The organism is Brevundimonas sp. (assembly GCF_004210735.1).
Lineage (GTDB): Bacteria > Pseudomonadota > Alphaproteobacteria > Caulobacterales > Caulobacteraceae > Brevundimonas.
In genome coordinates, this window is sequence record NZ_SDZL01000007.1 from 31,508 (window position 1) to 53,614 (window position 22,107).

The window sequence follows — 22,107 nt, forward strand, 5'->3', positions numbered from 1 at the left end:
GCTCACTTCCGTCCCCGCCCTTCGGTGCAGACGTCGGCGGCGAAGCGCAGGGCCGTGGCGGCCAGCTGGATCGCCTCGCCGCGCATGGCGGGCAGGTCGCGACGAACCTGGTTTGTCCAGACGTGGGCCTTCAGCTCGTCGAACTCTTCATTGATAACGGCGAAGCCTTCGTGCGCGGAGTTGTAGGCGGGCCACTTCTCGGCGGCGCAGCTGGCCTCGGCCAGCGCCAGGGCGGCGGCGCCTTCGAGGGTGTCGGGATCGGCTATGTCGAGGGCCGTCGCCTCGACCGTGATCCGGACCAGATCGCTCTTCGCCTCGGCGATCGGGTCGCCTTGCCATTCAGCCTCTTCCGCCGCCGCGACGTGGGGCGAGGCGAACAGGTTGATCAGGTCCGTGTTTTCCAGATTGGCCTGGCCGGTCTTAGCCCACGTCAGGCCGGCGGCCAGGCGGTCGCCGTCGATGCCATCGGAGTGTCCGATCAGGATGTCCTCCAGATACAGGAAGCGGTGCAGCGCGCCGCGCGAATAGGTCTTGGCGGTCATGGTCAAACCCTCAGGGGCATGATGACGCACAGGGCGCCGCTGGCGGCTGCCTGGTCATCGGGGTGGGGATCGAGACGGGCGGGCGAGCCGCCGTCGGTGACGCGCAGGACCACGCGCTTGGCGTCGGTCTGATCCAGGGCGTCCAGCAGGTATTTGCCGTTGTAGCCGGCCTCCAGGTGGCCGCCCCCGTCGTCAATCGCGATCTCTTCCACGGCCTGTCCGGCCTCGGCGTTGCGGACTGTGAGGGTCAGGGTCTCGCCGTCGATCGTGAACTTCACCGATCGCGACTTCTCGGCGCTGATCAGGGACACGCGCTTGACCGCCGCCGCCAGCATGACCCGGTCCAGGGTGATCTGGCGTTCCCATTTCCGAGGCACGACGCGCTGATAGTCGGGGAAGGAACCGTCCAGCGCCTTGGCTGTCAGGCGGGTGGTCGGGGTCTGGAGGCGCAGGCCGGCGCTGGACGTTGTCAGTTCGACCGGGGTCGTCAGGCCATCCAGCAGGCGACGCATTTCGCCGATGGTCTTGCGTGACGCCAGGACCGGCGTCAGGTCCGACCCTTCCGGCAGGGGGCATTCATCCAGCGCCAGTCGGTGTCCGTCGGTGGCGACGCCCCTCAGGCGCACGCCGTCCGGCGTCGCGCGCGGGGCGATATAGACGCCGTTCAGATAATAGCGCGCCCCTTCGGTCGACTGGGCGAAGTGGACGCGGTCCAGCACCCGCTTAAGGTCCGGCGCCTGAATCTGGACCGTCGTTTCCGTGCCGTGCAGATCGCCCCAGATGGGGAAGTCCCCGGCCGGCAAAACCGGCAGCTGATAGCGCGACCGGCCGAACTGGACCTGGGCGCGCGGGTCGTTGTCGCCCTGGCCATACCGGATGCTGAGCTCGGCCCCGGCCGGTGCATTGCGGGCGATCTCGCTGAGGGTGGCAGCGCTGACTGTGATCGAGCCCGGGGTCTCGACCTCGGCAGGTATGAACTCGCGGATCTCGATGTCCAGATCGGTGGCGATGATCCAGAGCTGATCGCCCTGAGCGTCCAGCATCAGGTTCGCCAGGATGGGGATGGCCCCCTTGCGGTCGGCCACGCCCGCGACCCGGGCGGCGGCGCGCTGAAGCGCCGACTGTTCGACGGTCAGCCTCATAGTCCGCGCTCCCCCTCAAAGAACTCAACAAGGTCGTCGATCCGGCGGCCGACGGTGATGGCGCGATCCCTGACCGCTTCGGGGTTGCCGGTTTTCTCGCCCAACGCTGCGCGCAGCTGATCGGCGGCGGCTTGGGCCGCGCGCAGCTTCTTGATGAAGCCGTTGACCCAAGGGGCGTCCCCGTCGTGGTCTCCGGCGACGCTGTCGGCAGCGGCCAGCGCGCTCTCGCCCCACTTGCGGACCCACGCCGCCTGCTCTGCCTCACCGCCGAAATCGACGGCGCGGTGCAGTTCGTGGCGGGCCTGGGTGATGGCGGCTTCGTCGGACAGGTCCAGATGGCTGGGGGTCAGCGCGCCCATCACGCGGCCTCCGCGTCGGGCATGACGACGGGGTTGCGGCGCAGGGCGGACTTGAGGGTTTCCAGGCCGCCGCCGTCCAGCCAGGCGTAGCCGAGGAAGCGGTCGCGGTTGTTGCCGTCGTCCAGGGTGTAGATCTGAACTCCGCGGTGGGCGTCGGGGCGGCCGGCGAGCTCCAGATCCTCGATCTCGGTCATGTCCAGGGCTTGCAGGCCGCGCTCGCGCTGGATTTTGCGCGCCAGGGCGTGGATGTCGGGGAAGACGACCGGCTTTACGGTCGCGTCCAGGCGGGGCAGCAGGGCAAAGCGGACGGTGTCGGCCATGCGGAGTCCTTTTCTGAAGGTGATGGGGGCGGCGCTGTGGCCGTGGGCCGCCAGCAGGGCGGCGGCGTCGATGTGAGGGCCGCGCATCAGGCGGACGCGCCCATCTTCTCGGCGAGTTCTTGCCGGGCCTTGGCGTAGCTCGCCGCGACCATCGGATAGTCGTCGGCCAGGCCCCACTTGGCGCGGTATTCCTCGGGGCTGAGGTTGTAACGGGTGCGCAGGTGACGCTTCAGCGACTTGAACTTCCGCCCGTCCTCCAGGCAGACGATGAAGTCGGGATCGACGGACTGGTCGATCGGCACGGCAGGTTCGCCGGGCTCGCTGACGGACGCTGGCTCCTCGCCAGTCTCGCTCTCCTCGGCTTCGGCCGCGTCTTCCCAGTGGGTGACAGCCAGGGCGTAGGCGCCTTCGGCGGACCAGTCGAAGCCCTCGTCACCGAAGGCGACGCCGTTGTCGGCGAGGAAGGCCGAGAGGACGGTCGCGGCCAGCGTTTCGGCCGCATCGTCGGGCAGGTCAGCGCCTTCGGGGAGTTCGCGAAGCGAGCCCACCAGTTCGTTCAGGAAAGCCTCTTCGCTCAGACCCTCGGCCCCGGGCGCCTTTGGCGTCGGCGTCACCACGCCCGCCGCCGCATTGGCGGCGACCACGATCATGTCGTTGAGGGCCAGCTCCTGATCGGAGGGCGCGGCGCCATAGAGGCGTTGCTTCACCTCGGTCCCGTTGGCCGCCACGATCGCGCCGGACGGCAGGGCCTGCCACGGGAAGGGCCGATCCAGATCGGCGGCGATGGCGACGACCTCTTCCGGCTGGCCCGCCGTCGGAGCCTGCCGCGCGGCGTTCAGCAGCTGGATGTGCCGCGCCCGGGCCTCGGCATAGGCGCGTTGGCGCTCGGCCCACCGTCTGCGGTTCTCCTCGCGGATGCGCTCGGCCTCTGCGTCGGCGGCTTGAAACGCGTCGCGGGTCGCCTCGCCCTCAGGCGTCAGTTCGCCGATGTCGGCCAGCCAGGGCGTGGCGTAGGCGACATCGTTCTCGGGCCATTCGGGTGCCTGATCCCCGAGGGCCTCGACCTGGGCCGCGCGAAGGATGGCGTTTCGTTCGTCGTCACCGTCAAACATCCCCGCCGGGAAGGGCGGGTCGATCCGCACCCTGTTCGCGTCGTAATGGCGCTTGGCCGTGAAGCGGCCGGCGCGCGGGCCATGCAGGTGCATGGTCGAGAACTCGACCGCGCCGATCTCTTGCAGGCGCATGCCCTCGGCGCTGTCCCGGGCGTCGGGCCCGACCTGAACCGAGTTCCAAAGGTTGGAGTGTTCACCCTCGTTATAGGCGGCGTGAGTGAGTTCGATCCACGCCAGGCGGGTCATCGGGGTGACCGGCGCGGGGGCGGGTTCATCCGCCTTCTTCGCCAGCTTGGCGCGGGCGTCGCGGACGGACAGGCGGCGCTGGTCATCCCTGGGCAGGGTCATCCGCTGCTGGTCGGCTTCGTCGAGCTGTAGGAACCGGCGGTGTTGCTGGACGTGTTCGGGGGTCGAGCTGACGCGGTCGGCGATCTCCTGGTTCGACAGGCCCGCCAGGGCCAGCCCTTCGAAGGCCTTGGCCTTTTCGATCGGGTTCAGGTTGCGGCGTTGCAGGTTCTCGGCCAGGGCGGCCAGGCGGTGGCCCAGGTCGTCGGTGTCCAGCAGGCGGCAGGGGATCAGGCGGTCCTCGGCCCAGTCGCCGTCGCGCATCGCCTCGCCGATGGCGCGCCAGCGGCGTTCGCCCCCGACCAGGGTGTAGAGCGGGACCGGATGACCGGCGGCGTTCACCACCTTGACCAGGCCGCCCATGTCATCGGGGCCGCGCACGACCAGGTTTTGCAACAGACCGTTCTGGACGATGTCCTGTCGCAGGTTGTCCAGTTCGTCCCGGGCCTCGTCACTATCCCAGTCGCGGCGCGCGTTCTGATGATCGGGGAAGATCTGGGCGTGGTTGAGGAACAGGATTTCACCCTGACCCGCCGACGGCGAACCGGGTTCGTCGCCCCCCTGCCCTTCGGCCCGGTCGATCATGGCCAGCTGGGCCTCGCCCTCGGCCGTCAGGCCGGTGACCATGGCGTTGAAGGCGGCCAGGCCGGCGTCTTCCAGGCGATCCAGCGACCGGCGCAGATTGGACGGATCGCGGGTCAGGTGGGTGGCGAGGGCGGTCAGCGTTTCCCACCCGCCCGTGGGGCGGTCGCGCAAGGCGCGCAGGAGGGCGGCGTTCTCGACCGCGAGCTTGTTCAGGGTGGCGGCGCTCATGGGCGGCGTCTCCGGACAGGGATGGAAAGGAGGACGAGAAGGCCGATCACGACGACCAGCAGGTGGATGCCGTTGATGTCGGGCATGGTCAGGCGATCCCCACGACCAGCAGCCAGGGCGCGACCATCATCACCAGGGCGAGCCCGGCGGCGGGCAGGTTGCGGGCGAACAGGCGGGCGGTCTGGGCGGCGATCAGTTGGTCGCGGGCCTGGGTCAGGCCGGCCATCGCCTCTTCCAGCGCCAGGTTTGCGCGGCGGTCGTCGCGGCCGGCGAAGGCGTCAGCGATGGACAGGGCGTCAATCGCGCCGGCGCTGTAGTGGCGGGCGGACTGGATAGCGGCGGATGCATGCACGGCGTCGGACATGGATGGCTCCTCGAAAGGGGTCGTCCGCATCGGCCCCGAGGGGGACCGGATGAGCGCCGTGTCAGCAGGAAGTGCGCTCGACCGATGCGGACGAGCAAAAGTTTGCATATGCCGAACACGACCACAAGAGAAATGTTCGCCATTGCCGAACCTTCATCCGTCGTTATCGGACGTAGGGTCGCGAGGGGAGACTCGACTCTAAGCGGTCGGCGTGCGGAAAAGTCACCAGGAATGGAGGATCGGACGCATGCCGCGTCAGCTACATTACTGTGCCCAGGTGTTCAGAAGCGGCCGGCCAGCCGAGCGCTATCCCTTCCTTTGTGCTTTGGACGCGGAAGAGGGAGGCGCGATCCTCGCGCGTTCGGCCGACGGCGTTCTGGTTTTCCAGCAAAGCGCCGACCTGGAGGCCAACATCTTTGACGATCCCGAGATCTTGCAGGTGATTGGCAACGTCCCTGCAGGGGCGATGATGATAGATCCGGACGGCCGCGACCCGTGGCTGGATGATGCAGCCTAGACACCCGCCTCAGTTGAAGCCTATCGTTCGCGCAATCGTGGCCGGGGGGCTGCGATATTCCTGGGAGGGATCAATGAAGAATATCGCCATCGCGGCGGCGCTGTGCGCTGCCTCTTTATCCACGTCTGCCTGCGCGACGCGGGCCAGCGGGGTCGCGCCGGTCGCCGTGTCCGCCACGGACTTTTCGGGCCTTTCGTGCGCCGACGCACGGACTCAGCTCCAACTAACCCGTGAGAGGGTGACCGCGCTGTCCAAGCGCCAGAACAATGCGGCCCTGGCGGACACGGCCGGTGTGTTCCTGGCTCTTATCCCTGTCGGCTCAGTCTTTGGCGGGGGCGTGGAAGGCGAGTTAGCTCAGGCAAAAGGCGAGCAGATCGCCCTCGAGCGCAATGTCATGCAGCGCTGCTCTTCCTGAGCGCCATCACAAAAGCAGAACGGCGGTCCTGACGGACCGCCGTTCTCATTTGGAATGTTAGCTCGCAAGTCGGCTGGCTAATCGTTCGGCCATATCAATCACAGCCTGTCTGTCTTCCGGCCCCAGGCGCCGGATCGTCGCTTCGAACTGCTCGGCGCCTTCCCATGCGGTGAAAGGGTTCACATCGATGAGGCGCCCGCCGGTTGTGTGGACCACTAGAGCAACCTGCTCGACCAGATCTCGATTGAAACGCGTCGGTGGCCGCCCCGTCCTGGTTGCGCCAGTTTCAAGGTCCGAAATGTAGCCCTTGGACCGACCCAGCTCGTCAGCCAGATCTTCAAGCGTGAGCCCGGCATAGTCACGCCACGCGGCAAGATACCAGCCGCTTCGGGCGCGATACTCCTCGTACACTTCTGCGGGCCGCGATTTGCGGGGTTTCTGAGCCATGTTCGGAGTATGCAAACCCGCGCCCGGCGCGTCAGTCCGGCCATGCCGAACATTTGGCTTGTCGGAAAGTTCGGCATGTGCAAACCTTTGCCCATGTTTGTCGTCGATCTCCGCAAAGAGCTTGGCCTCTCTCAAGAGGCATTTGCTGCGCTGCTCGGGCTCAAGAGCAAGGGTCAGATCAGCCAAATCGAGCGGGGGTGTGAGGAGCCCAGTGTCCGTGTCGCCTTGGCGATCGAGCAACTCTCCAGCGGACGTATCCCCGCCGCGCAGCTGAACGCTGATGTCGCGCTCGTTGTTGGGTTTCACGATGAGCGGGAGCGTGGGAACTGCTGTCATGAAGACAACTTGCCCGCAACGGCCGCGCTTGGCGCCGAGAATCCCGCCGAGAACGTCTCGCGAACAAACTTACTCAGTTCGTCAGGTCCGTCCCCGACCACCCTCCGGGACACCACGCCGGCGCATCAGGTCGCCGAGACTGACACCATCAAGGGCACAGCGGGCAACAACGCGGTCGTAGGATCGTCGGCCGGTAATGCAGGTAACCGTTCGGCCCATGGCAATGTCGATCAAGGCGCGGCGCGCCTCTCGGCCGCCGGTATCGTTCAGCTCGGGTCCGAAGAAGTCGGCCAAACGGACCTCGACCCAGCCCTCGCCCCCTCTGCCTGGCAGGGTCTCTACGCACAGGCTGTCGGCGTCACCGACATAGACGACCGGGCCGCTGAAACTGTGACCCGCGCGCAGCTCGGGCGGCATAGACCCGCGATCAGGGATGCGTTTGCAGGGGTCGGCAGAGGCCGTCCCAGCGACGGCGACGAACAGAAGGGTCACGGCGGCGAGTCGGATCATGCGGCCACGCTAGCACCTGAGCGCCATCGTGGGGCACCCGCATGATGACGCCCGAGGGTCGCCGCAACTGGCTGAAACTGAAGACGCGTCGTCTGATCGACGCGTGCGGCGGCCTGGACGCCGCCTCGGCCGCCTGCGCGGAGCTGTGCCGCCCGTATTCGGTCAAGCAGTTGTCGCGGTGCCAGAACCCGTTGGCGCCGGACATGCTGCCGCTGGATATCCAGTGGTCGCTGGAAGAGTTCTGCGGCCAGCCGATCATTTCACGCGCCCTGGTCGAGGCGCGGCCCGACGCGGCGACGGTCGGCAATCTGCGCGACGAGGCCAGCGACGTGACCGAACTGGCGGCGCGGTTGCAGGCCGGATGCCGTGAGGCGATGGCCGATGACGACGTCAATCCGGCCGAGGCCGCCGCCCTGTATGCGCTGGTCGAACGGGGCAAGGCCGAACTGGATCAGGTCGCGTCGGTGCTGGAGCCCCTGTTGAAGCGGGGGGTCCGATGACCCGCGCCGTCGATGTGCCCGTCGGTTTCGTGATCGAGAAGCGCGCGCTGAGATGCAGCTGGTCCGCCATCGCGCGGATGGCGGGCGTGACCGAACATGATCTGCGCCGTCACCACGATGCGGCCTGGACTGGCGGTGTCGTGCCGGTGCGTGCGGAAAGCCCGCGGGAGATGGTGCGGCGCGCACTGCGCCGGGCCGGGCTGGACGAGGAATCGGCGCTGATCGTCGCGCGCCTGTGGCACGCGAACGCGGGGCGGGTGGCGACCGAATCGCTGACGCGCGGGATCATCGGCGGGGGCGGCGCCTATGTCGCCGTGGTCGAGGCGCGGCGGCGCGCAGCGACCCTTGGGATCACATTCGCGCCCGCGTCGGGTCGCGGGTTCGCCCTGACGCCGGAGGGCGTGGTGCGGGTGGCCCATATCGCGGACCTGCGTCCGGAACGCGAGGCGGCATGAGCACGCGGCCGGCCTGGAAAAAGACGAAACCGACGCGGTCCGCCGCGACGACCAGCCGCGCCGATTGGCGGGGCCTGGTGTTGTTGGCCGGGCAGTGCGTGTCGGATCTGGAGATAGCGGCGAGCGGGCATGAGGTCGAGTTCCGGTTGATGACCCTGGCGCGGCGGACGCAGTCGGCCAGCACAGGCGCGCTGGACCGCGAAGCCGGTTCGACGGTGGCGGATGCCGCCAAGGCGTTCGCCCTGGCGGCCGGGGCGTTCGCACGACAGGCGGCCGAGGGGCGGCGTCAGCTGGCCCCGTCGGTGACGGCGCTGGGCGCGTTTCTGGACGATGAGCTGCACCGGCTGGCGCAGCGGGATTTTCAGCGCGCCCACCAGGGCCGACCGGAGGTGTATGGATGATGTCGGGGGGATTGACCGCTGCGCATGCGGCGGTCGCGCTGGTCGCCGCGAGCAAGATCGTGGGGATCGCGCCGGATCGCGTGTTCGAGCATGGCGGCGGGCGCGCGCGCCAGATCGCCGCCGCCGCCTTCATCACCGGGTTGAACGTCCGGCCCGCCGATGCGGCGCGCCTGTTGAAGCTGTCGCGGGGCAAGGTGGCGCCGTCATCGCTGGACCGGGCGCGGGTGTCGGACGACCAGGTCGCGTTGGTGATGCAGGATCTGGCGGCGGCCGGATTGGCCCTGCCGCCGGAAGGGCCATCCGCCCCTCTGTCCCCGGCGGCTGAAACGGCGACGGATCAGCATAAGGCCGGCGCTGATCGCGAGGATGGCGGGGCCGACAGCCCGGCGCCGGTGGCGGCGAGAGCGTTCGGCGTCGCGCCGCCCCTGACGGAACCGCCGCGCAGACGCCCGCGCCCGACGAACCCGGTTCGCACCGGGACGGTGCGGTTGAAGCCCGTGACCGCGCCCATCGCCCGGTGGAGCCGCGCCTATGTCGCGCGCGGAGTGCCGGTCGATGACCTGGCCGAGCTGTTCGACGTGTCGCCCGAGGCGCTGGAAGTCGCGATCAGCGACGGCGGGAGGCAGGCGGCATGAGCGCGGAGATCATCGATCTGGTCGCGCGACGCCCCGCGCCGGACGCGGACGCGAAACAGGACAAGCCCATCGGGTGCTGGCCCGGCGACATCATCGTGGCGTGCCTGAACGCCACCCAAGGGATCTGGATGGCGTGGCCCGTCGCGGTCGTGGATTGCGAGGGGTTCGTGCTGGGCGTCCGGCTGAAGGACGGGCGGCTGTATGGGGCCGAGCGCGTCAGCTGCGAGCCGACGGTTCTGGGCATGGCGGCGGCCGACCACGACCCGGAAGGGTTCGCGGCCCTGCGCTGGCAGTCGTTCACCGATCCGCTTCAGGCGATCGCGGCGTTCAGCGCGGTGCGCCGGCGATGACGCATGCCGGGGGGCGGGCCGCATACGCTGGCCGCGCAGATCTGATCTGTGGTGACAGTCGCGATGTGCTGCGCGGTGTTGAGTCATGCTCCATCGACGGATGCGTGACAGACCCGCCCTATGCGCTGGTCAGTATCGTCAAGCGGTTCGGCGGCGAAGGGACGGCAACGGCCAAGATCGGCGCCAGCGGGGTCTATTCCCGCGCTTCGGCCGGCTTCATGGGGCAGACGTGGGACACGGGCGAAACGGCGTTTGATCCGGCCTTCTGGGCCGAGGTTCTGCGCGTCCTGAAGCCCGGCGCGCACCTGGCGGCGTTCGGCGGGACGCGCACTGTTCACCGCTTGGCCTGCGCCATCGAGGACGCCGGCTTCATCATCCGCGATCAGCTGGCGTGGGTTTACGGAACGGGCTTTCCGAAATCGCATAACCAGCGCGGGGAATGGGACGGCTGGGGCACGGCGTTGAAGCCCGCCTTTGAACCCATCGTCCTGGCGCAAAAGCCGCTGGATGGGACCGTCGCGCAGAACCTGAGGCGCTGGGGCGTCGGCGCGCTGAATATCGACGCCTGCCGGGTTGAGGGCGGCCATGCCGGGGTATCGCGCGAGGGAGAGGCTTCGGCTCAGCGGCGTTACTCGAAATCGGGATCTACCACCTACACGTTGGCGCCTGGACCACGCGGCGGCGACGCCCGGGGGCGGTGGCCGGCCAACCTGATGCATGACGGGTCGGCCGAGGTCGCATCGGCCTTCCCGACCGCGCCGGGGCAGCAGGGTGCGGTGACGGGCGATGAGCCGAGCGCGCTGACGAACAATGTTTACCGTGCATTCGGCGGCCGGCCTCCGTCCTCGCCGCGCGGCGATACAGGGTCTGCAGCCCGGTTCTTCTACTGCGCCAAGGCGACGGCGGCGGAGCGACGCGGAAGCCGCCATCCGACCGTGAAGCCGGTCAACCTCAAACGATGGGTCTGCCGGCTGATCGCTCCCCCAGGCGCGATGATCCTGGACCCGTTCGCCGGTTCAGGAACCACGGGAGAGGCGGCTCTGCTGGAAGGTCAGCGCTCAATGCTGATCGAGCGCGAGCCCCAGTTTTGCGCCGACATTGAACGCCGCCTGAGCGACGCATCCAAGGGAATGGCCGCATGACGTTAGACCTGTTCGGCACCGCCTTTGACGCGCCCGGCGACGACCATTCGCCGGTGTCGATGACCATGACCGTGCACGACGAGCGGCCGGCGTCATGGCTGCTGGCCAAGGGGATCGACCGGCGCGGGGCGCGATGGGTTCCGAAATCCGAAGTGAGGCGCGGCGTGGGCCGCGACGAGAATGTCTGGACCATGCCGCGCTGGCTGGCGCGGGACCGGGGGTGGTTGTGAGCGTGTCGACGGGCGGGGAGCATGAGGCGTCCCTGAATGTGCTGCGCGAAGAGCGCCGCCGCGTGCGCGAGGCGCGGGCGGCGGCGATGGCGGACGACGATCTGCGCCGGGATGATCCGGCGTACCGCCAGGCGCTGTTGACCCAGATGCTGGTCGAGCTGACGCAGCTGGACGGCTCGATCCAGTTGCTGGAGGCGGCCGCGCTGACGGCGGCTGGCGGCATGATCGCGGCTGCGCCCATGCCGGCGCTGGGGAGGTGGTCATGAGCGACGTGGCCGTGACCTGGGCCAAGGCGCAGGAGTGTCGGGACGCCAAGGGCAACCGCGACCGGAACGCCAAGGACGTGCTGAAGACCATCGCCGCCTGGGCCGACGCCGAGGGCGAGGTTTGGGCCGCCGTGCCGGTGCTGGCGCTGGAATGCGACGTGTCGGAGCGGACGGTCCAGCGGGGACTTAGGGCGCTGAAGGGCATGGGCCTGCTGATCGAAACGGGGGCCAAGAAGACCTATATGGGCCGGCTGTATCCCATCTATCGGATGCCGCTGGATACGGGTCACGCCAGCACCATTCGCCGCCTGAAGGCCGAACGCGCGGCGGCGGCGCGGGGTGACGCGGGTGTCACCCCAAGGGACGGCGGCGGGGTGACGCGGGTGTCACCCCAAGACGACACGGGTGTCACCCCGCCCGGTGACACGGGTGTCACCCAAATAGGGAAGGAAATACCTCAAGAGGTTAAACCTCTAGCGGGTGCGCGCGAGCGCGAGGCGGCGATATGGGCATGGGCGGCCAAGGCCCCCGAGCGGGTCAGCCCTCGTCAGGTCGAGCGGGCGTGGCTGGCGGCGATGGAGCGGTCGGCCATGACGCCCGAGCGGCTGCTGAGCGCGGTGCGGGCCGCCGTGGCGCGCGACCCCGACTTCGCCCGCGACAGGGCGATGAACCTGGACCGCTGGCTGGACGAGGATCGGTTCGAAGTCTGGCTTCCCGATGACGACGCCCTGGCCCAGGCGCCGGTCGCGGCGGGCTGGTCGGGACCGCGTCAGGTTCGCGACGTGGTGGTGTCGGCCATGGGCGATGCGGGGGCCGCCAGCTACCTGAACCCGGCCCGTTGGGACGAGACGCGCCGGGTCGTCCAGGCCGCCACCAGCGTCGCCGCCACGCGGTTGATCGACGGGGCGGGGCGAGCGCTGAAGGCCATCGGGGTCTCGGTCGAGCATGCGGGACCGGCGGTGCGTCATGGCTGAGGGATCGAGCGCGGCCCGGATGATGGTCGCCGCCGTGGGCCGCATGGCGAAGCCTGTTGTTGAGGCCGAAGTGGTCGAGACGCGCGTGGGCGGGCGGGCGCTGAACCGTTGGCAGCAGACGGCGCTGATGCGGGCGGCGATGCTGGCCTCGGGATCGGTCGAGCAGCGGCGGCAGGCGGCGGCCCTGGTGCGCCGTGTCGAGCAGCAGCTGGCGGGCGAGAATGAGGCCGAGGCGGTCGAGGCCGGGATCGCCGACACGGTCGAGCGCCTGAGGCGAACCGGGGCCGAGGTCGAGGTCGGAGACATCGAACAGGCCGAGTTCATCCGCGACCGCTTTGGCGGGGTGATGCGCCACCAGGGCGAGGCGATGATCAAGGTGACGACGGTCCGCCGGGTCAGCCGCGTGGACGGGGTTGAGAGCCTGTGGCGCGCGGGCGGGCTGTCGGACGGGGAGCGGCAGACGGCGTTGCGATACCGCTCCCTCTATGAGGCGGGGCTTGCTCCCCTGGGGAGCAGTCTCGGCGATCCGGAGCGGAGCACGCGGCAGGCGGTCAGCAGCGACAGGCTGGTGTGGGCCGGATTGGATCGCGGGGCGGCCCTCGTCTATCGGACGGAGATCGGACGACGCCTCGGCGACAACAGGGTTGTAGCGGTGCTGGACGCCGTCGCCGGGCGTGGCGAGACGATCCGTTCCCTGGGTGCAGGCGGTGATGCCAACGGTTTGAACCGGGCACGTCTGCGGCAGGCCCTGGCGGTCGTGGCCAGCGTTGTCGTGCTCCCCTTGGAAGACCTGCTTGCGAATCAGGAACGCTAAGCGCATGGACTCGACACGTTCGAGAGGTGCGACTGGAACGGAGCGACGCGCTCCCCCGGTCGCTCCCCCTCCCGACGACGGGTCGGCCTGATGCCCTCCCTTCCTCCGACATTCCGACCCGCCAACGCCGTGACCCGGCGCGACACGAACCGCGCATCAGACGCCCGGCGAGGGTCGGCCCGCGAGCGGGGATACACCTCGGCATGGGATCGGGCGTCGCGCGGTCATCTGCGGTCATCACCGCTGTGCCGCTACTGCGAACTGATCGACGAAGTGACGGCGGCGACGCTGACGGATCACCTCTATCCGCATCGCGGGGACCAGGCGCTGTTCTGGAACCGCACCTACTGGATCAGTTGCTGCAAGCCCTGCCACGACGGGTTCAAGCAGCGGCTGGAGCGACAGGGCCGAATGGCTCTCGACAACCTGGCGGTCAGGCTGGGCCTGCCGCCGCTTCCTCCTTCATCCGCGCCGATCCTGCGCGGGACCTGACCGGGCGAGGCCGCGAAACACGGCTGACCTTAGAGCGAGAAGCTACCTGTGGCGCGGAGGCGAGCTGGGGACCTGAGACCCCGCCAAGGCTCGCCGAGTTAGGCAGGCAAGGCAGCAACGCCCGGACCCCTGCCCTCCGCCCCGCCGGGGAGGGGGGTGGGTCGATCTCTCCAACCTTTCGGTTAGGGACCGGCGGGGGCAACCAAAATCTTTGGGCGCGAATATCCGGAATAATTTTTTGGGAGACCTTTCATGGCGAGGGGACGAAAGCCCGACCCCGCGTCGGTGAAGGTGGCCAAGGGCAATCCCAGCCGCCGCCGTATCGGTGTCGATCCTGTGGTGCAGCCGGCGCGACCGGGAGCGGTGCAGCCGCCGACCTGGCTGAAGGGTGATGGGCTCAAGGTTTGGGATCGGCTGTCGCCGCGCCTAGAGCTGCTGAAGTTGCTGACGCCGGTCGATGCGGAAGCGTTCGGGCGCTACTGCCGGAACTTCGCGCGGTGGCTGAAGATGCAGGAGCGCCTCGACACCGAGGGCGAGATTTATGAGATCGTGACGGCCAGCGGGACTGTGCGCCGTCCGGACCCGGCCTACATGATCGGCGACCGGCTGGAGCGTCAGCTGATCTCGGCGGAAGATCGGTTCGGGCTGAACCCGGCCGAGCGGCAGCGTCTGTTCGCATCCAGGGCCACGACGCCGGATCCGGCGGGTGATCTGTTTGGCTCGCGCCCCGAACCCGGTTCGTCAAAGACGGACGAGGCCGAGGCGCCGGCGCGCACGATCGGGCTGCTGAACTAGACCGCATGGTCCTCAAGGTCGGGACGCCTGACCGCCCGCTGGGCGTCGGGAGCAAAGCGACGTGGTCGGTCGAGCGGGGTTGCTGGGTCGAAGGCGAATACTGGTTCGACCAGCGGGCCGCAGACGCGGCGGTCGCCTTCTTCCACAACAACCTTCGGCTGACCGAGGGCGAGTGGGCGGGGCGGCCGTTCCGGCTGGAGGGCTGGCAGGAGGGTGACATTGTCCGGCCGCTGTTCGGCTGGAAGCGAGCGGACGGGACGCGGCGTTATCGGCGCGCCATCGTCTGGGTGCCGCGAAAGAACGGCAAGACGGAGCTGGCCGCCGGCGTCGCGCTGCTGGCGCTGATCGGCGACGCGGAGCCGGGCGGTCAGGTCTATTCGATCGCCAAGGACAAGGACCAGGCCAGCCTCGTCTTCCGCAAGGCGGTGGCGATGGTGAACCTGTCGCCGCTGCTGTCGGAGCACCTGGAGTGCTTCAAGCCGTCGATCTACTGCGCGGAGCTGGGCGCGGCGTTCAAGCCGCTGTCGGGATCGCCGACCGGCAAGCACGGTCTGTCGATGTCGGGACTGGTCGGGGACGAGATCCACGAATGGCCGAACGGGGACCTCTACACCTTCGTTCACCAATCCTCGGCCGCGCGGCGCCAGCCGCTTGAGTTCCTGATTTCGACGGCCGGCGAGCGGATCGGCTACGGCTGGGAGACCTGGGATTACTGCCTGAAAGTTCAGGACGGATCGATCGACGATCCGGACACGCTGGTCGTCATCTACGCCGTGCCGCCGGAGGCGGACTGGACCGATCCGGCGGTGTGGGCGCAGGCGAATCCGAACCTGGGCGTCAGCGTCAAGCGTGAGTATCTGGAAGCGGAGTGCCGCAAGGCGCGGGAGAGCCCGCGCCTGGAGAACGACTTCAAGCGCTATCACCTGAACCTCTGGACCGAACAGGCCGTCCGCTGGCTGTCGATCGAGAAGTGGGATGCGTGCGCGGGGCCGATTCACTGGTCCGAGCTGGCAGAAAGCCTGCGCGGGCGACGGTGTTTCGTCGGCAACGACCTGTCGCAGACGACCGATCTGACGGCGTCGCTGCTGGTGTTTCCGCCCGAAGAAGAGGGGCGGACGTGGGCGTTCCTGCCGCGCTTCTATCTGCCACGCGAGCGGATCGCGGAGCGTGTGCGCCGGGACCGGGTGCCCTATGACAAGTGGGTCCGCGAAGGCGCCCTGACCCCGACCGAGGGGAACGTCGTCGACTATGAGTTCGTGAAAGCCCAGCTGCGGGCCGACGCGGAGATGTTCCAGTTCCAGCGGGTCGGCTTCGATCCCTGGAACGCCATGCAGGTGATGATCCAGCTGACCGGTGAGGGCATGCCCTGCGAACAGGTTCGCCAGGGCTTCCTGACGTTGTCGGGTCCGTCGAAAGAGCTGGAGCGGTTGCTGCTGGACCAGGCGCTGGCCCACGGCGGCCATCCCGTGCTGCGCTGGTGCGCGCAGAACGTGGCGATCGAGACGGACGCCGCCGGCAACATCAAGCCGTCCAAGGCAAAATCGACTGAACGGATCGACGGCATCGCCGCCCTTGTGACGGGGCTGGCGCTGGCGGTGGCGGATGACGGCGGCGGGCTTGCGGCCTCGCCCTGGGACGATCCGAACTTCTCTCTGGCGGGGGCGGCATGAGCTTCTTCGACCGTTTCCGGCGTGGTGAAACGCGGGCTGCGAGCATCGAGAACCCCACGGTTCCGGTCAGCAGCAAGGACTTCCTGGCGTTCTTCCTCGGCCAGGGCGCGGTCAATCTGCCGCCGGTCACGCCGGACAGTGCCATGACCGTGCCAGCCGTCGCGGCGGCCGTGACCTTCCTGTCCAGCGCGCTGGCGAACCTGCCCCTGCACCTGTTCAAGGACAAGGGCGAGGCCGGGGTCGAGCGCGACCGATCGGACCTGTCGAAGGTTCTGAACGAGGCCATGAACGACGAGTGGTCGAGCTTCGCGGCCCGCCGCTATTTCTGGTCACAGGTGTTCAGTGCGCCCGGTCGGGGCCTGCTGTATATCGAACGGGCCGGCCCCAAGATCCTGAGCCTGTGGCCGATGGATGCGAGCACGACCGTCGTGCAGCGCGTCCAGGGACGCCGCGTCTATCACTATGGCGGCCGGGCCTATCCGGCGTCGGATATCATCGACGTTCCGTTCCTGCTGAAGTCCGATCAGCTCAGCAGCCATAGCCCTTTCGTGATGGCGTCGAAGGCCATTCAGCTGGCGCTGTCGCTGGGCGACTACGCCAGCGGCTTCTTCGCCGGCGGGGGCGTCCCGCCCTTGGCGTTGACCGGGCCGATGCCGTCAGGCGCCGATGCGGTACGTCGGGCGCAGGCCGACATCAAGCGGGCCATCGACGCGGCGAAGGCCAACAACGAACCGGTGTTTCCGATACCCGCCGGCTATGAACTGAAGCCTGTCGGGTTCGAGCCCGACAAGGGGCAGATGACCGAGGCTCGGCGCTTCCAGGTCGAAGAGTTTTCGCGCGTGTGGGGCCTGCCGCCGGTCTTCCTTCAGGACCTGACGCACGGGACGTTCACGAACACGGAGCAGCAGGATCTGTTCCTGGCCAAGCATCTGATCAGCGCCTGGGCCAAGGCGCTGGAAGACGAGCTGAATCTGAAGCTGTTCGGGCCCCGCCGGAACCGCCGCTACGTCGAACACAATCTGGGCGGCCTAGAGCGCGGCGATCTGAAGAGCCGAATGGAGGCGCTGGCGCGCGGCGTCCAGACGGCGATCCTGACGCCCGACGAGGCGCGGGCATACGAGAACCGGCCGCCGAAGCGCGGCGGGGACCAGCTCTACATCCAAGGCGCCACGGTTCCTCTTGGGGCGCAGCCTCAGTCCGGAACCCCTACCCCGAAAGAAGATGGAGAGGCCGAATGACCCTTGAGACCCGCGCGCTGGTTGGTTCGTTGGAGAGCCGATCGTCTGATGACGGCGCTCGCGTCGGCGGGCTGGGCATCACCTACAACAGCGCCACCGAGATCGGCGACAGCTTCAAGGAAGTCTTTGCCCCCGGCGCCTTCTCAGGATCGATCGCGAGCGATGTTCTGGCGTTCTTCGGCCATGACCGGAACCGGGTTCTGGGTCGCACGACGGCCGGCACGCTTCGACTGTCCGAGGATGAGCGCGGGGTGTCCTATGAAATCGACCTGCCCGACACCTCGGACGGGCGGGACCTGGCTGTCTCTGTCGGCAGGGGGGACATTCGCGGCACCTCGTTTGGCTTCCGGGCGATCAAGGAAACCTGGGACGATACGACCGAGCCTCCGACCCGCACGATCCACAAGGCGGAGCTGCGGGAGATCTCGCCCACGGCCCAGCCTGCTTACGGCGACACGACCATCGCGCTGCGCTCGCTGGATGCAGCGCGCAAGGAACGCCGGTCCCACAACTTCAGTCATGCGGCGCGTCGGCTTCGCATGAAGGTTTCCCTCGACCTGAAAGGCCGAGAGTAAGGCAGCGCTCCCGCGCTCGTCCGAACCCTGTCAGCGACAACATAGGAGCACCCCATGTCGCGCATCATCGAACTGCGGGAGAAGCAGGCCCAGCTGGTGGCCGAAGCCCGCGAACGCCTGGACCAGATCAACGCCAACACCGACGAGTCGCGCGCGGCCGAGTTGGAAACCCAGCACGACGCAGCCATGGCCGAGCACGACCGCATCGACAAGCTGATCGAGCGCGAAGAGCGCATGGAGCGCGTCGAACAGCGCGCCAACGAACTGCGCGAACAGCGCCGCCCGACGCCCCCGGACGGCCAGGAACAGCGCGGCGATGACGGCAAGATCGAATACCGCCAGGTCTTCGCCAAGGTCGTCTGCGGCGTGTCGCCGTCGGACCTGACGGCCGAGGAGCGCCAGGTGCTGCAGAAGGGTGTTGCGGAGTTCCGCGCCCAGACCGCCGGCACCACCACGGCGGGCGGGTACACCGTGCCGACCGAACTGCTGGGCGAGATCGAAAAGGCCATGAAGGCCTGGGGGCCGATGTATGACAGCGACATCTGCCGCGTCCTCACGACCTCGGGCGGCAATCCTCTGAAGCTGCCGACCGTTGACGACACGGGCAGCACGGCTGAGGCCCATACCGAAAACACGGCCCTGACTGACGACGGCGGCAAGGACGTGACCTTCGGCCAGAAGTCGCTGGACGCCTATGCCTTCGATACCGAGTTCGTGCGTTGGTCGTGGCTGCTGGAGGCCGACAGCATCTTCAACATGGAAGCGCTGCTGGGCGAGCTACTGGGCGAACGCCTGGCCCGCATCGCCAACAAGCAGCTGACCATCGGCACCGGGTCGTCGGCGCCGAACGGCATCGTCACCGCTTCTTCGCTGGGCGTAACCGCTGCGGCCACCACGGCCATCACCTTCGACGAGCTGATCGACCTGGAACACTCGGTCGACCCGGCTTACCGCAAGGCGCCGGGCGTCGGCTACATGCTGAACGACCAGACCTTCAAGGCGATCCGCAAGCTGAAGGATCTGGAAGGCCGTTACATCTGGCAGCAGGGCGATGTGAAGGGCGGCGCGCCGGGCACGCTGAACGGGCGCCCCTATCACATCAACCAGGACATGGCCGACATCGCCGCGGCGGCGAAGGCCATCCTGTTCGGCGACTTCAAGAAATACTGGGTGCGCAAGGTCGGGTCGCCGATCATCGGCGTGCTGCGCGAACGCTTCTGGCCCGATCTGGGGATCGCCGGCCTGATCCGTTTCGACGGCGAGCTGGCCCAGGCGGGTGCTGTGAAGCACCTGATCCTGAAGGCCTCCTAAACCCTCCAGGGAGCGGGGCGGGCTGCGGCCCGCCCCGGCTACTGTCATGAAAATCAAGATGCTGGCGGGCTTCGAAGGCCCGACGATTTCGGTCGCCCCGGGCGCCGTCACCGACGCGTTCAGCAAGTCCGACGCCCTCAGCCTGATCGAGCATGGCTATGCCGTGCCGGTCGTGGAAGAGAAGGTCGAGCGGACGGTGAAGACGCCGCCGCCGGAGACCCGCGCCTGATGTGGCGCTCGCCCGTCGTCGTCACCCCGCCCGAGGTCGAACCGATCGACCTAGAAAGCGCGAAGGCGCACCTCAAGGTCGACGACACGGTCGAGGACGAGCTGATCGCGCTCCATATCGCCGCCGCGCGGGGACATGTCGAAAGCCTCACGGGCACGCGGATGGTCACTCAGGAGCTGGTCCTGACGGCTGACACCTGGGAGGATTTGGGACACCTGCCGATCGGTCCGGTGTCGGAGGTTCTGACGATCACCTATCGCGACAGCGCGGGCGCCGACGCGGCCCTTGCGGCCGACGCTTATGAGGTCCGTCTTCATGGCCTGGAATCGGCCATTGTGCTGCGAAGCGGCCGGGCCTGGCCCGCCCGTGAAGCCGGATCGCTGATCACTGTGTCGGTTGTCGCCGGCTACGGGGAGGCGGGCGTCCAACCCGCGGAGGTGATGGCGGCCCTGAAGCTGCTGATCGGCGATTTCTACGCGCATCGTGAGACGGTGCAGGTCGGTTCGGTCGCAGGCCGCATCCCTGCTGTGGCGTCGGTGGAAGCTCTGCTGGCCAATCACAAGATCCATCTGGTCTAGGGGCGCGGCATGCAGGCAGGGAAGCTTGAGCGGCGCGTCACCATCCAGCGTTTCACCGAGACGCGGGATGAGATGAACGAGCCGGTGAAGGTGTGGGCCGACGTGGCGACGGTTTGGGCGCAGGCCCGGCCGAACCGGGGCAACGAGCGGTTCGCCGCCGCCCAGGTGGCGGGGGCGGCGGTCATGTCGTTCCATATCCGGTATCGCGCTGACCTGACGGTGCAGGATCGCCTTGTATATGACGGCGTCGTCTATGAGATCGTCGCGCCGCCGCGCGAACTGGGGCGTCGGGTCGTGACCGAGATCGATACCGTCGCGGCGGTGGATTGATGGCGGGCGCCCGGATCAAGATCGAGGGGTTGCGCGCCCTGGAAGAGGCCCTCGGCGCACTGCCGAAGGCAACCGGAAAGAACGTCCTGCGGCGCGTGGCGTTCGCCCGTCTGCAGCCGGTCGCCGAGGCCATGCGCCAGCGGGCGCCGGTCGATGACGCGGACCTGGTCGAGAGCATCACGGTCACGACGAAGAGCCCGACCAAGCGTTACCGCAAGCAGTCCACTGTCGAGGCGCACGCCGGGCCGGGACGGAACCCGCAAGGCGTGTTGCAGGAGTTCGGGACCGTCAATCATGCGCCCCAGGCGTTTGCCCGGCCGTCATGGGACGCGGAGGCCGACGCCATTCCCGAAGGGGTCGGCGAAGACCTGTGGGCCGAGATCTCCAAGGCGGCTGATCGGCTGGCGCGGAAAGCCGCACGCTCGGCCGCAAGGGGTAGCTGATGGAAAGTGCGCTGATCGCCGAACTGCTGGCCGCCCCGAGCGTCAAGGCCAAGGTCGTCAAGCGTATCAACTGGGTTCGGCGGCCCCAGGGGGAGGCCTTGCCCGCCATCGTCCTGCACGTCATCGATCGCACGCCCGACGTTCACCATGGCGGCGCCTCGGGCGTGGTCCAGGCACGTGTCCAGGTAGACTGCTGGGCGGCAAGCTATGCCGCCGCGAAGTCGCTGGCGCGCGCCGTTGAGACGGCCCTGACCGCCCGCGCCTTCAGTCGGGGCGCTGTCCGCTTTGATGTCATTCTGTCTATCGCTGAGCGCGACGACAGCTTCGAGGAAGCGGGCAAGCCCGTCTTCCGAACGTCCCTGGACCTGATGGTCCATCACGCCGCTGCTTCCTGAGGAGATCCGCAATGGCTGCATCCGCCGCGCGCGCCGGTTTTGGCGCGTCCGTTCAATATCTGGCCACCGCCCCGTCGACCTTTGCGGGCATCGGGGAGTTGCTGGCCGTCACGCCGCCGAACAAGTCGCGCGAGACCATCGACACGACCCATATGGCGTCGCCCGACGGCTATCGCGAGTTCATCGGCAGCCTGCGCGATGGCGGGGAATCGACCCTGACGTTCAACTACACCGAGGCGGGCGCGACGGTGCTGGAGGAGCTGTTCGCCGGCGACGTCGAAACCTTCAAGATCACCTTGCCGGGCACCGGCACGATCACGTTCAGCGCCATCGTCACCGACATTGAGCTGGACGATGTCGTGGTGGACGACAAGATGGGCATGAGCGCGACGTTGAAGGTCACGGGCAAGCCCGTTTATGACGATGGGGTCGCCTGATGGCGAACCCGGTTCGCGGCGAGACGCCGTTCAGTGTCGATGGGCAGGATTACACCCTGCTTCTGGACTTCAATGTCCTGTGCGACCTGGAAGATGACCTTCCGGGCCTGATGGACGGGCGCGCCGAGCTCAAGAAGCCCTCGGCTATCCGCCGGGTCTTTCACGCGGGCCTCGCCCAGCATCATCCGAGTATCGACGAGCGGGGGGCGGGTCTGCTGATCCACCAGTTGGGGCTGGATGAGGCCGGCGAACTGGTCGCGAAGGCCTTCAGCGCGGCCTTCCCCCAGGCCACGGGGGGTAAGGAGGCCGCGCGCCCTCGACAGCAGCCCCGGAAGTCTGGTGCTGGGAGCGCGCGCTAGGCCTTTGGGTCGAGGCGGGGTTCGATCCTGACGCCTTCTGGCAGCAAACACCCCGCCTTTACGCCATCGCCATGGCCGCCAAGGGGCGGGCGGCCGAATCCGCCCAGCAAAATCGGGCCTGGCTGGCCTGGCACATCGCCGCCCTGCCCCGCCTGAAGAAATTTCCCGCCCTGGACAAGTTGCTGGGACGGCGCCGTCGCGTCCGGAGCCAAGCCCCGGATGAGTTGCTGGCCAACATCAAGCGAATGTTCATGTGAGGAGCCGCC

The 22,107-nt window shown here is 68.1% G+C and carries 34 protein-coding genes and 2 pseudogenes; 27 read left to right on the forward strand and 9 right to left on the reverse strand.

Translation table 11 applies throughout. The features are described from left to right. Window positions 1–2 precede the first annotated feature (2 nt). The 7 genes and pseudogenes from EON91_RS02545 to EON91_RS02575 all read right to left on the reverse strand — a co-directional run bounded on the left by EON91_RS02545 (window position 3) and on the right by EON91_RS02575 (window position 4,997). Window positions 3–542: a hypothetical protein gene (locus tag EON91_RS02545; RefSeq protein ID WP_292091384.1), complete on the reverse strand. Its 540-nt coding sequence runs from the start codon at window positions 540–542 to the stop codon at window positions 3–5. Window positions 543–544: 2 nt separating this feature from the next. Beyond that, window positions 545–1,684 (reverse strand): DNA polymerase III subunit beta, encoded by a 1,140-nt coding sequence (gene dnaN, locus EON91_RS02550; RefSeq protein ID WP_292091385.1) that lies wholly within the window; start codon window positions 1,682–1,684, stop codon window positions 545–547. Then, entirely contained in the window at window positions 1,681–2,043 is a 363-nt protein-coding gene (locus tag EON91_RS02555) for a hypothetical protein (RefSeq protein ID WP_292091386.1), read from the reverse strand. Before EON91_RS02555 ends, dnaN begins: the two co-directional genes overlap by 4 nt. Next, a complete protein-coding gene (locus tag EON91_RS02560; protein ID WP_292091389.1) occupies window positions 2,043–2,450 on the reverse strand; it encodes a hypothetical protein in 408 nt (135 codons plus the stop codon). The genes EON91_RS02555 and EON91_RS02560 overlap by 1 nt, the downstream gene beginning before the upstream one ends. Beyond that, complete coding sequence (locus EON91_RS02565; RefSeq protein ID WP_292091458.1) at window positions 2,450–2,911, reverse strand: MucR family transcriptional regulator; 462 nt, start codon at window positions 2,909–2,911, stop codon at window positions 2,450–2,452. Before EON91_RS02565 ends, EON91_RS02560 begins: the two co-directional genes overlap by 1 nt. A 1,089-nt stretch (window positions 2,912–4,000) precedes the next feature. Continuing rightward, window positions 4,001–4,633 (reverse strand): annotated as a pseudogene (locus EON91_RS14665) (ParB N-terminal domain-containing protein); the annotation flags it as partial. Window positions 4,634–4,721: 88 nt separating this feature from the next. After that, on the reverse strand, window positions 4,722–4,997 hold the full coding sequence (locus EON91_RS02575) for a hypothetical protein (protein ID WP_292091391.1): 276 nt from the start codon (window positions 4,995–4,997) through the stop codon (window positions 4,722–4,724). 247 nt (window positions 4,998–5,244) lie between these two features. Between EON91_RS02575 and EON91_RS02580 the strand changes: the two genes are divergently transcribed. Both EON91_RS02580 and EON91_RS02585 read left to right on the forward strand, forming a co-directional pair. Further along, window positions 5,245–5,514: a hypothetical protein gene (locus EON91_RS02580; protein WP_292091392.1), complete on the forward strand. Its 270-nt coding sequence runs from the start codon at window positions 5,245–5,247 to the stop codon at window positions 5,512–5,514. A gap of 73 nt (window positions 5,515–5,587) precedes the next feature. After that, entirely contained in the window at window positions 5,588–5,929 is a 342-nt protein-coding gene (locus EON91_RS02585) for a hypothetical protein (protein WP_292091393.1), read from the forward strand. 57 nt (window positions 5,930–5,986) lie between these two features. On the opposite strand, the gene EON91_RS14670 is transcribed toward EON91_RS02585, so the two are convergent. Beyond that, window positions 5,987–6,376, reverse strand: a complete 390-nt coding sequence (locus EON91_RS14670; RefSeq protein ID WP_366250155.1) for a helix-turn-helix domain-containing protein — start codon at window positions 6,374–6,376, stop codon at window positions 5,987–5,989. A 93-nt stretch (window positions 6,377–6,469) separates the two neighbouring features. Between EON91_RS14670 and EON91_RS14675 the strand changes: the two are divergent. Next, window positions 6,470–6,556: pseudogene (locus tag EON91_RS14675) on the forward strand (hypothetical protein); the annotation flags it as partial. 237 nt (window positions 6,557–6,793) lie between these two features. Here EON91_RS14675 and EON91_RS02595 read toward each other — a convergent pair. Then, entirely contained in the window at window positions 6,794–7,222 is a 429-nt protein-coding gene (locus tag EON91_RS02595; protein WP_292091395.1) for a nuclease, read from the reverse strand. 41 nt (window positions 7,223–7,263) lie between these two features. Between EON91_RS02595 and EON91_RS02600 the strand changes: the two genes are divergently transcribed. The 24 genes from EON91_RS02600 to EON91_RS02715 all read left to right on the forward strand — a co-directional run bounded on the left by EON91_RS02600 (window position 7,264) and on the right by EON91_RS02715 (window position 22,098). Beyond that, entirely contained in the window at window positions 7,264–7,722 is a 459-nt protein-coding gene (locus tag EON91_RS02600; protein WP_292091396.1) for a hypothetical protein, read from the forward strand. Then, window positions 7,719–8,177: a hypothetical protein gene (locus tag EON91_RS02605; protein ID WP_292091398.1), complete on the forward strand. Its 459-nt coding sequence runs from the start codon at window positions 7,719–7,721 to the stop codon at window positions 8,175–8,177. The genes EON91_RS02600 and EON91_RS02605 overlap by 4 nt, the downstream gene beginning before the upstream one ends. After that, window positions 8,174–8,578: a hypothetical protein gene (locus EON91_RS02610; protein WP_292091399.1), complete on the forward strand. Its 405-nt coding sequence runs from the start codon at window positions 8,174–8,176 to the stop codon at window positions 8,576–8,578. The genes EON91_RS02605 and EON91_RS02610 overlap by 4 nt, the downstream gene beginning before the upstream one ends. Window positions 8,579–8,589: 11 nt before the next feature. Continuing rightward, entirely contained in the window at window positions 8,590–9,213 is a 624-nt protein-coding gene (locus EON91_RS02615) for a hypothetical protein (protein ID WP_292091401.1), read from the forward strand. Beyond that, on the forward strand, window positions 9,210–9,563 hold the full coding sequence (locus EON91_RS02620) for a hypothetical protein (RefSeq protein ID WP_292091402.1): 354 nt from the start codon (window positions 9,210–9,212) through the stop codon (window positions 9,561–9,563). The genes EON91_RS02615 and EON91_RS02620 overlap by 4 nt, the downstream gene beginning before the upstream one ends. 104 nt (window positions 9,564–9,667) lie before the next feature. Beyond that, on the forward strand, window positions 9,668–10,705 hold the full coding sequence (locus tag EON91_RS02625; protein ID WP_292091404.1) for a DNA methyltransferase: 1,038 nt from the start codon (window positions 9,668–9,670) through the stop codon (window positions 10,703–10,705). Further along, window positions 10,702–10,935, forward strand: a complete 234-nt coding sequence (locus EON91_RS02630) for a hypothetical protein (protein ID WP_292091406.1) — start codon at window positions 10,702–10,704, stop codon at window positions 10,933–10,935. Before EON91_RS02625 ends, EON91_RS02630 begins: the two co-directional genes overlap by 4 nt. Next, the gene (locus EON91_RS02635; protein WP_292091408.1) at window positions 10,932–11,201 is read left to right on the forward strand and encodes a hypothetical protein; all 270 of its coding nucleotides are present in this window, start codon (window positions 10,932–10,934) and stop codon (window positions 11,199–11,201) included. The genes EON91_RS02630 and EON91_RS02635 overlap by 4 nt, the downstream gene beginning before the upstream one ends. After that, a complete protein-coding gene (locus EON91_RS02640; protein WP_292091410.1) occupies window positions 11,198–12,175 on the forward strand; it encodes a helix-turn-helix domain-containing protein in 978 nt (325 codons plus the stop codon). The genes EON91_RS02635 and EON91_RS02640 overlap by 4 nt, the downstream gene beginning before the upstream one ends. Further along, on the forward strand, window positions 12,168–12,989 hold the full coding sequence (locus EON91_RS02645) for a hypothetical protein (protein ID WP_292091411.1): 822 nt from the start codon (window positions 12,168–12,170) through the stop codon (window positions 12,987–12,989). The genes EON91_RS02640 and EON91_RS02645 overlap by 8 nt, the downstream gene beginning before the upstream one ends. A gap of 90 nt (window positions 12,990–13,079) precedes the next feature. Then, window positions 13,080–13,481 (forward strand): hypothetical protein, encoded by a 402-nt coding sequence (locus tag EON91_RS02650; protein WP_292091413.1) that lies wholly within the window; start codon window positions 13,080–13,082, stop codon window positions 13,479–13,481. Between the two features lie 252 nt (window positions 13,482–13,733). Further along, on the forward strand, window positions 13,734–14,276 hold the full coding sequence (locus EON91_RS02655) for a phage terminase small subunit P27 family (RefSeq protein ID WP_292091415.1): 543 nt from the start codon (window positions 13,734–13,736) through the stop codon (window positions 14,274–14,276). A 5-nt stretch (window positions 14,277–14,281) separates the two neighbouring features. Next, complete coding sequence (locus tag EON91_RS02660) at window positions 14,282–15,946, forward strand: terminase TerL endonuclease subunit (RefSeq protein ID WP_292091417.1); 1,665 nt, start codon at window positions 14,282–14,284, stop codon at window positions 15,944–15,946. Further along, on the forward strand, window positions 15,943–17,184 hold the full coding sequence (locus tag EON91_RS02665) for a phage portal protein (protein ID WP_292091418.1): 1,242 nt from the start codon (window positions 15,943–15,945) through the stop codon (window positions 17,182–17,184). Before EON91_RS02660 ends, EON91_RS02665 begins: the two co-directional genes overlap by 4 nt. Continuing rightward, a complete protein-coding gene (locus EON91_RS02670) occupies window positions 17,181–17,759 on the forward strand; it encodes an HK97 family phage prohead protease (RefSeq protein WP_292091419.1) in 579 nt (192 codons plus the stop codon). Before EON91_RS02665 ends, EON91_RS02670 begins: the two co-directional genes overlap by 4 nt. A 54-nt stretch (window positions 17,760–17,813) precedes the next feature. Next, window positions 17,814–19,070 carry a phage major capsid protein gene (locus EON91_RS02675; RefSeq protein ID WP_292091421.1) on the forward strand — a complete coding sequence of 419 codons (1,257 nt, stop codon included), beginning with the start codon at window positions 17,814–17,816 and terminating at the stop codon, window positions 19,068–19,070. A gap of 46 nt (window positions 19,071–19,116) precedes the next feature. Then, window positions 19,117–19,299, forward strand: a complete 183-nt coding sequence (locus tag EON91_RS02680; protein ID WP_292091423.1) for a hypothetical protein — start codon at window positions 19,117–19,119, stop codon at window positions 19,297–19,299. Beyond that, window positions 19,299–19,877 (forward strand): phage head-tail connector protein, encoded by a 579-nt coding sequence (locus tag EON91_RS02685; RefSeq protein ID WP_292091424.1) that lies wholly within the window; start codon window positions 19,299–19,301, stop codon window positions 19,875–19,877. The genes EON91_RS02680 and EON91_RS02685 overlap by 1 nt, the downstream gene beginning before the upstream one ends. Before the next feature lie 9 nt (window positions 19,878–19,886). Next, on the forward strand, window positions 19,887–20,207 hold the full coding sequence (locus EON91_RS02690) for a phage head closure protein (RefSeq protein WP_292091425.1): 321 nt from the start codon (window positions 19,887–19,889) through the stop codon (window positions 20,205–20,207). Continuing rightward, on the forward strand, window positions 20,207–20,650 hold the full coding sequence (locus EON91_RS02695; protein WP_292091426.1) for an HK97 gp10 family phage protein: 444 nt from the start codon (window positions 20,207–20,209) through the stop codon (window positions 20,648–20,650). The genes EON91_RS02690 and EON91_RS02695 overlap by 1 nt, the downstream gene beginning before the upstream one ends. Next, complete coding sequence (locus EON91_RS02700; RefSeq protein ID WP_292091427.1) at window positions 20,650–21,045, forward strand: DUF3168 domain-containing protein; 396 nt, start codon at window positions 20,650–20,652, stop codon at window positions 21,043–21,045. The genes EON91_RS02695 and EON91_RS02700 overlap by 1 nt, the downstream gene beginning before the upstream one ends. 11 nt (window positions 21,046–21,056) lie before the next feature. Then, window positions 21,057–21,482, forward strand: a complete 426-nt coding sequence (locus EON91_RS02705) for a phage tail tube protein (protein ID WP_292091428.1) — start codon at window positions 21,057–21,059, stop codon at window positions 21,480–21,482. After that, entirely contained in the window at window positions 21,482–21,841 is a 360-nt protein-coding gene (locus EON91_RS02710; protein WP_292091429.1) for a hypothetical protein, read from the forward strand. The genes EON91_RS02705 and EON91_RS02710 overlap by 1 nt, the downstream gene beginning before the upstream one ends. Before the next feature lie 71 nt (window positions 21,842–21,912). After that, window positions 21,913–22,098: a hypothetical protein gene (locus EON91_RS02715; RefSeq protein WP_292091430.1), complete on the forward strand. Its 186-nt coding sequence runs from the start codon at window positions 21,913–21,915 to the stop codon at window positions 22,096–22,098. Window positions 22,099–22,107 lie beyond the last annotated feature (9 nt).

Excerpts from the sequence above, each read along its gene's own strand:
- EON91_RS02545 (WP_292091384.1), bottom strand. The coding sequence starts at position 542 with ATGACCGCCAAGACCTATTCGCGCGGCGCGCTGCACCGCTTCCTGTAT.
- dnaN (WP_292091385.1), bottom strand. The coding sequence starts at position 1,684 with ATGAGGCTGACCGTCGAACAGTCGGCGCTTCAGCGCGCCGCCGCCCGG.
- EON91_RS02555 (WP_292091386.1), bottom strand. The coding sequence starts at position 2,043 with ATGGGCGCGCTGACCCCCAGCCATCTGGACCTGTCCGACGAAGCCGCC.
- EON91_RS02560 (WP_292091389.1), bottom strand. The coding sequence starts at position 2,450 with ATGCGCGGCCCTCACATCGACGCCGCCGCCCTGCTGGCGGCCCACGGC.
- EON91_RS02575 (WP_292091391.1), bottom strand. The coding sequence starts at position 4,997 with ATGTCCGACGCCGTGCATGCATCCGCCGCTATCCAGTCCGCCCGCCAC.
- EON91_RS02580 (WP_292091392.1), top strand. The coding sequence starts at position 5,245 with ATGCCGCGTCAGCTACATTACTGTGCCCAGGTGTTCAGAAGCGGCCGG.
- EON91_RS02585 (WP_292091393.1), top strand. The coding sequence starts at position 5,588 with ATGAAGAATATCGCCATCGCGGCGGCGCTGTGCGCTGCCTCTTTATCC.
- EON91_RS14670 (WP_366250155.1), bottom strand. The coding sequence starts at position 6,376 with ATGGCTCAGAAACCCCGCAAATCGCGGCCCGCAGAAGTGTACGAGGAG.
- EON91_RS02595 (WP_292091395.1), bottom strand. The coding sequence starts at position 7,222 with ATGATCCGACTCGCCGCCGTGACCCTTCTGTTCGTCGCCGTCGCTGGG.
- EON91_RS02600 (WP_292091396.1), top strand. The coding sequence starts at position 7,264 with ATGATGACGCCCGAGGGTCGCCGCAACTGGCTGAAACTGAAGACGCGT.
- EON91_RS02605 (WP_292091398.1), top strand. The coding sequence starts at position 7,719 with ATGACCCGCGCCGTCGATGTGCCCGTCGGTTTCGTGATCGAGAAGCGC.
- EON91_RS02610 (WP_292091399.1), top strand. The coding sequence starts at position 8,174 with ATGAGCACGCGGCCGGCCTGGAAAAAGACGAAACCGACGCGGTCCGCC.
- EON91_RS02620 (WP_292091402.1), top strand. The coding sequence starts at position 9,210 with ATGAGCGCGGAGATCATCGATCTGGTCGCGCGACGCCCCGCGCCGGAC.
- EON91_RS02630 (WP_292091406.1), top strand. The coding sequence starts at position 10,702 with ATGACGTTAGACCTGTTCGGCACCGCCTTTGACGCGCCCGGCGACGAC.
- EON91_RS02640 (WP_292091410.1), top strand. The coding sequence starts at position 11,198 with ATGAGCGACGTGGCCGTGACCTGGGCCAAGGCGCAGGAGTGTCGGGAC.
- EON91_RS02645 (WP_292091411.1), top strand. The coding sequence starts at position 12,168 with ATGGCTGAGGGATCGAGCGCGGCCCGGATGATGGTCGCCGCCGTGGGC.
- EON91_RS02650 (WP_292091413.1), top strand. The coding sequence starts at position 13,080 with ATGCCCTCCCTTCCTCCGACATTCCGACCCGCCAACGCCGTGACCCGG.
- EON91_RS02655 (WP_292091415.1), top strand. The coding sequence starts at position 13,734 with ATGGCGAGGGGACGAAAGCCCGACCCCGCGTCGGTGAAGGTGGCCAAG.
- EON91_RS02660 (WP_292091417.1), top strand. The coding sequence starts at position 14,282 with ATGGTCCTCAAGGTCGGGACGCCTGACCGCCCGCTGGGCGTCGGGAGC.
- EON91_RS02665 (WP_292091418.1), top strand. The coding sequence starts at position 15,943 with ATGAGCTTCTTCGACCGTTTCCGGCGTGGTGAAACGCGGGCTGCGAGC.
- EON91_RS02670 (WP_292091419.1), top strand. The coding sequence starts at position 17,181 with ATGACCCTTGAGACCCGCGCGCTGGTTGGTTCGTTGGAGAGCCGATCG.
- EON91_RS02675 (WP_292091421.1), top strand. The coding sequence starts at position 17,814 with ATGTCGCGCATCATCGAACTGCGGGAGAAGCAGGCCCAGCTGGTGGCC.
- EON91_RS02680 (WP_292091423.1), top strand. The coding sequence starts at position 19,117 with ATGAAAATCAAGATGCTGGCGGGCTTCGAAGGCCCGACGATTTCGGTC.
- EON91_RS02685 (WP_292091424.1), top strand. The coding sequence starts at position 19,299 with ATGTGGCGCTCGCCCGTCGTCGTCACCCCGCCCGAGGTCGAACCGATC.
- EON91_RS02690 (WP_292091425.1), top strand. The coding sequence starts at position 19,887 with ATGCAGGCAGGGAAGCTTGAGCGGCGCGTCACCATCCAGCGTTTCACC.
- EON91_RS02695 (WP_292091426.1), top strand. The coding sequence starts at position 20,207 with ATGGCGGGCGCCCGGATCAAGATCGAGGGGTTGCGCGCCCTGGAAGAG.
- EON91_RS02700 (WP_292091427.1), top strand. The coding sequence starts at position 20,650 with ATGGAAAGTGCGCTGATCGCCGAACTGCTGGCCGCCCCGAGCGTCAAG.
- EON91_RS02705 (WP_292091428.1), top strand. The coding sequence starts at position 21,057 with ATGGCTGCATCCGCCGCGCGCGCCGGTTTTGGCGCGTCCGTTCAATAT.
- EON91_RS02710 (WP_292091429.1), top strand. The coding sequence starts at position 21,482 with ATGGCGAACCCGGTTCGCGGCGAGACGCCGTTCAGTGTCGATGGGCAG.
- EON91_RS02715 (WP_292091430.1), top strand. The coding sequence starts at position 21,913 with ATGGCCGCCAAGGGGCGGGCGGCCGAATCCGCCCAGCAAAATCGGGCC.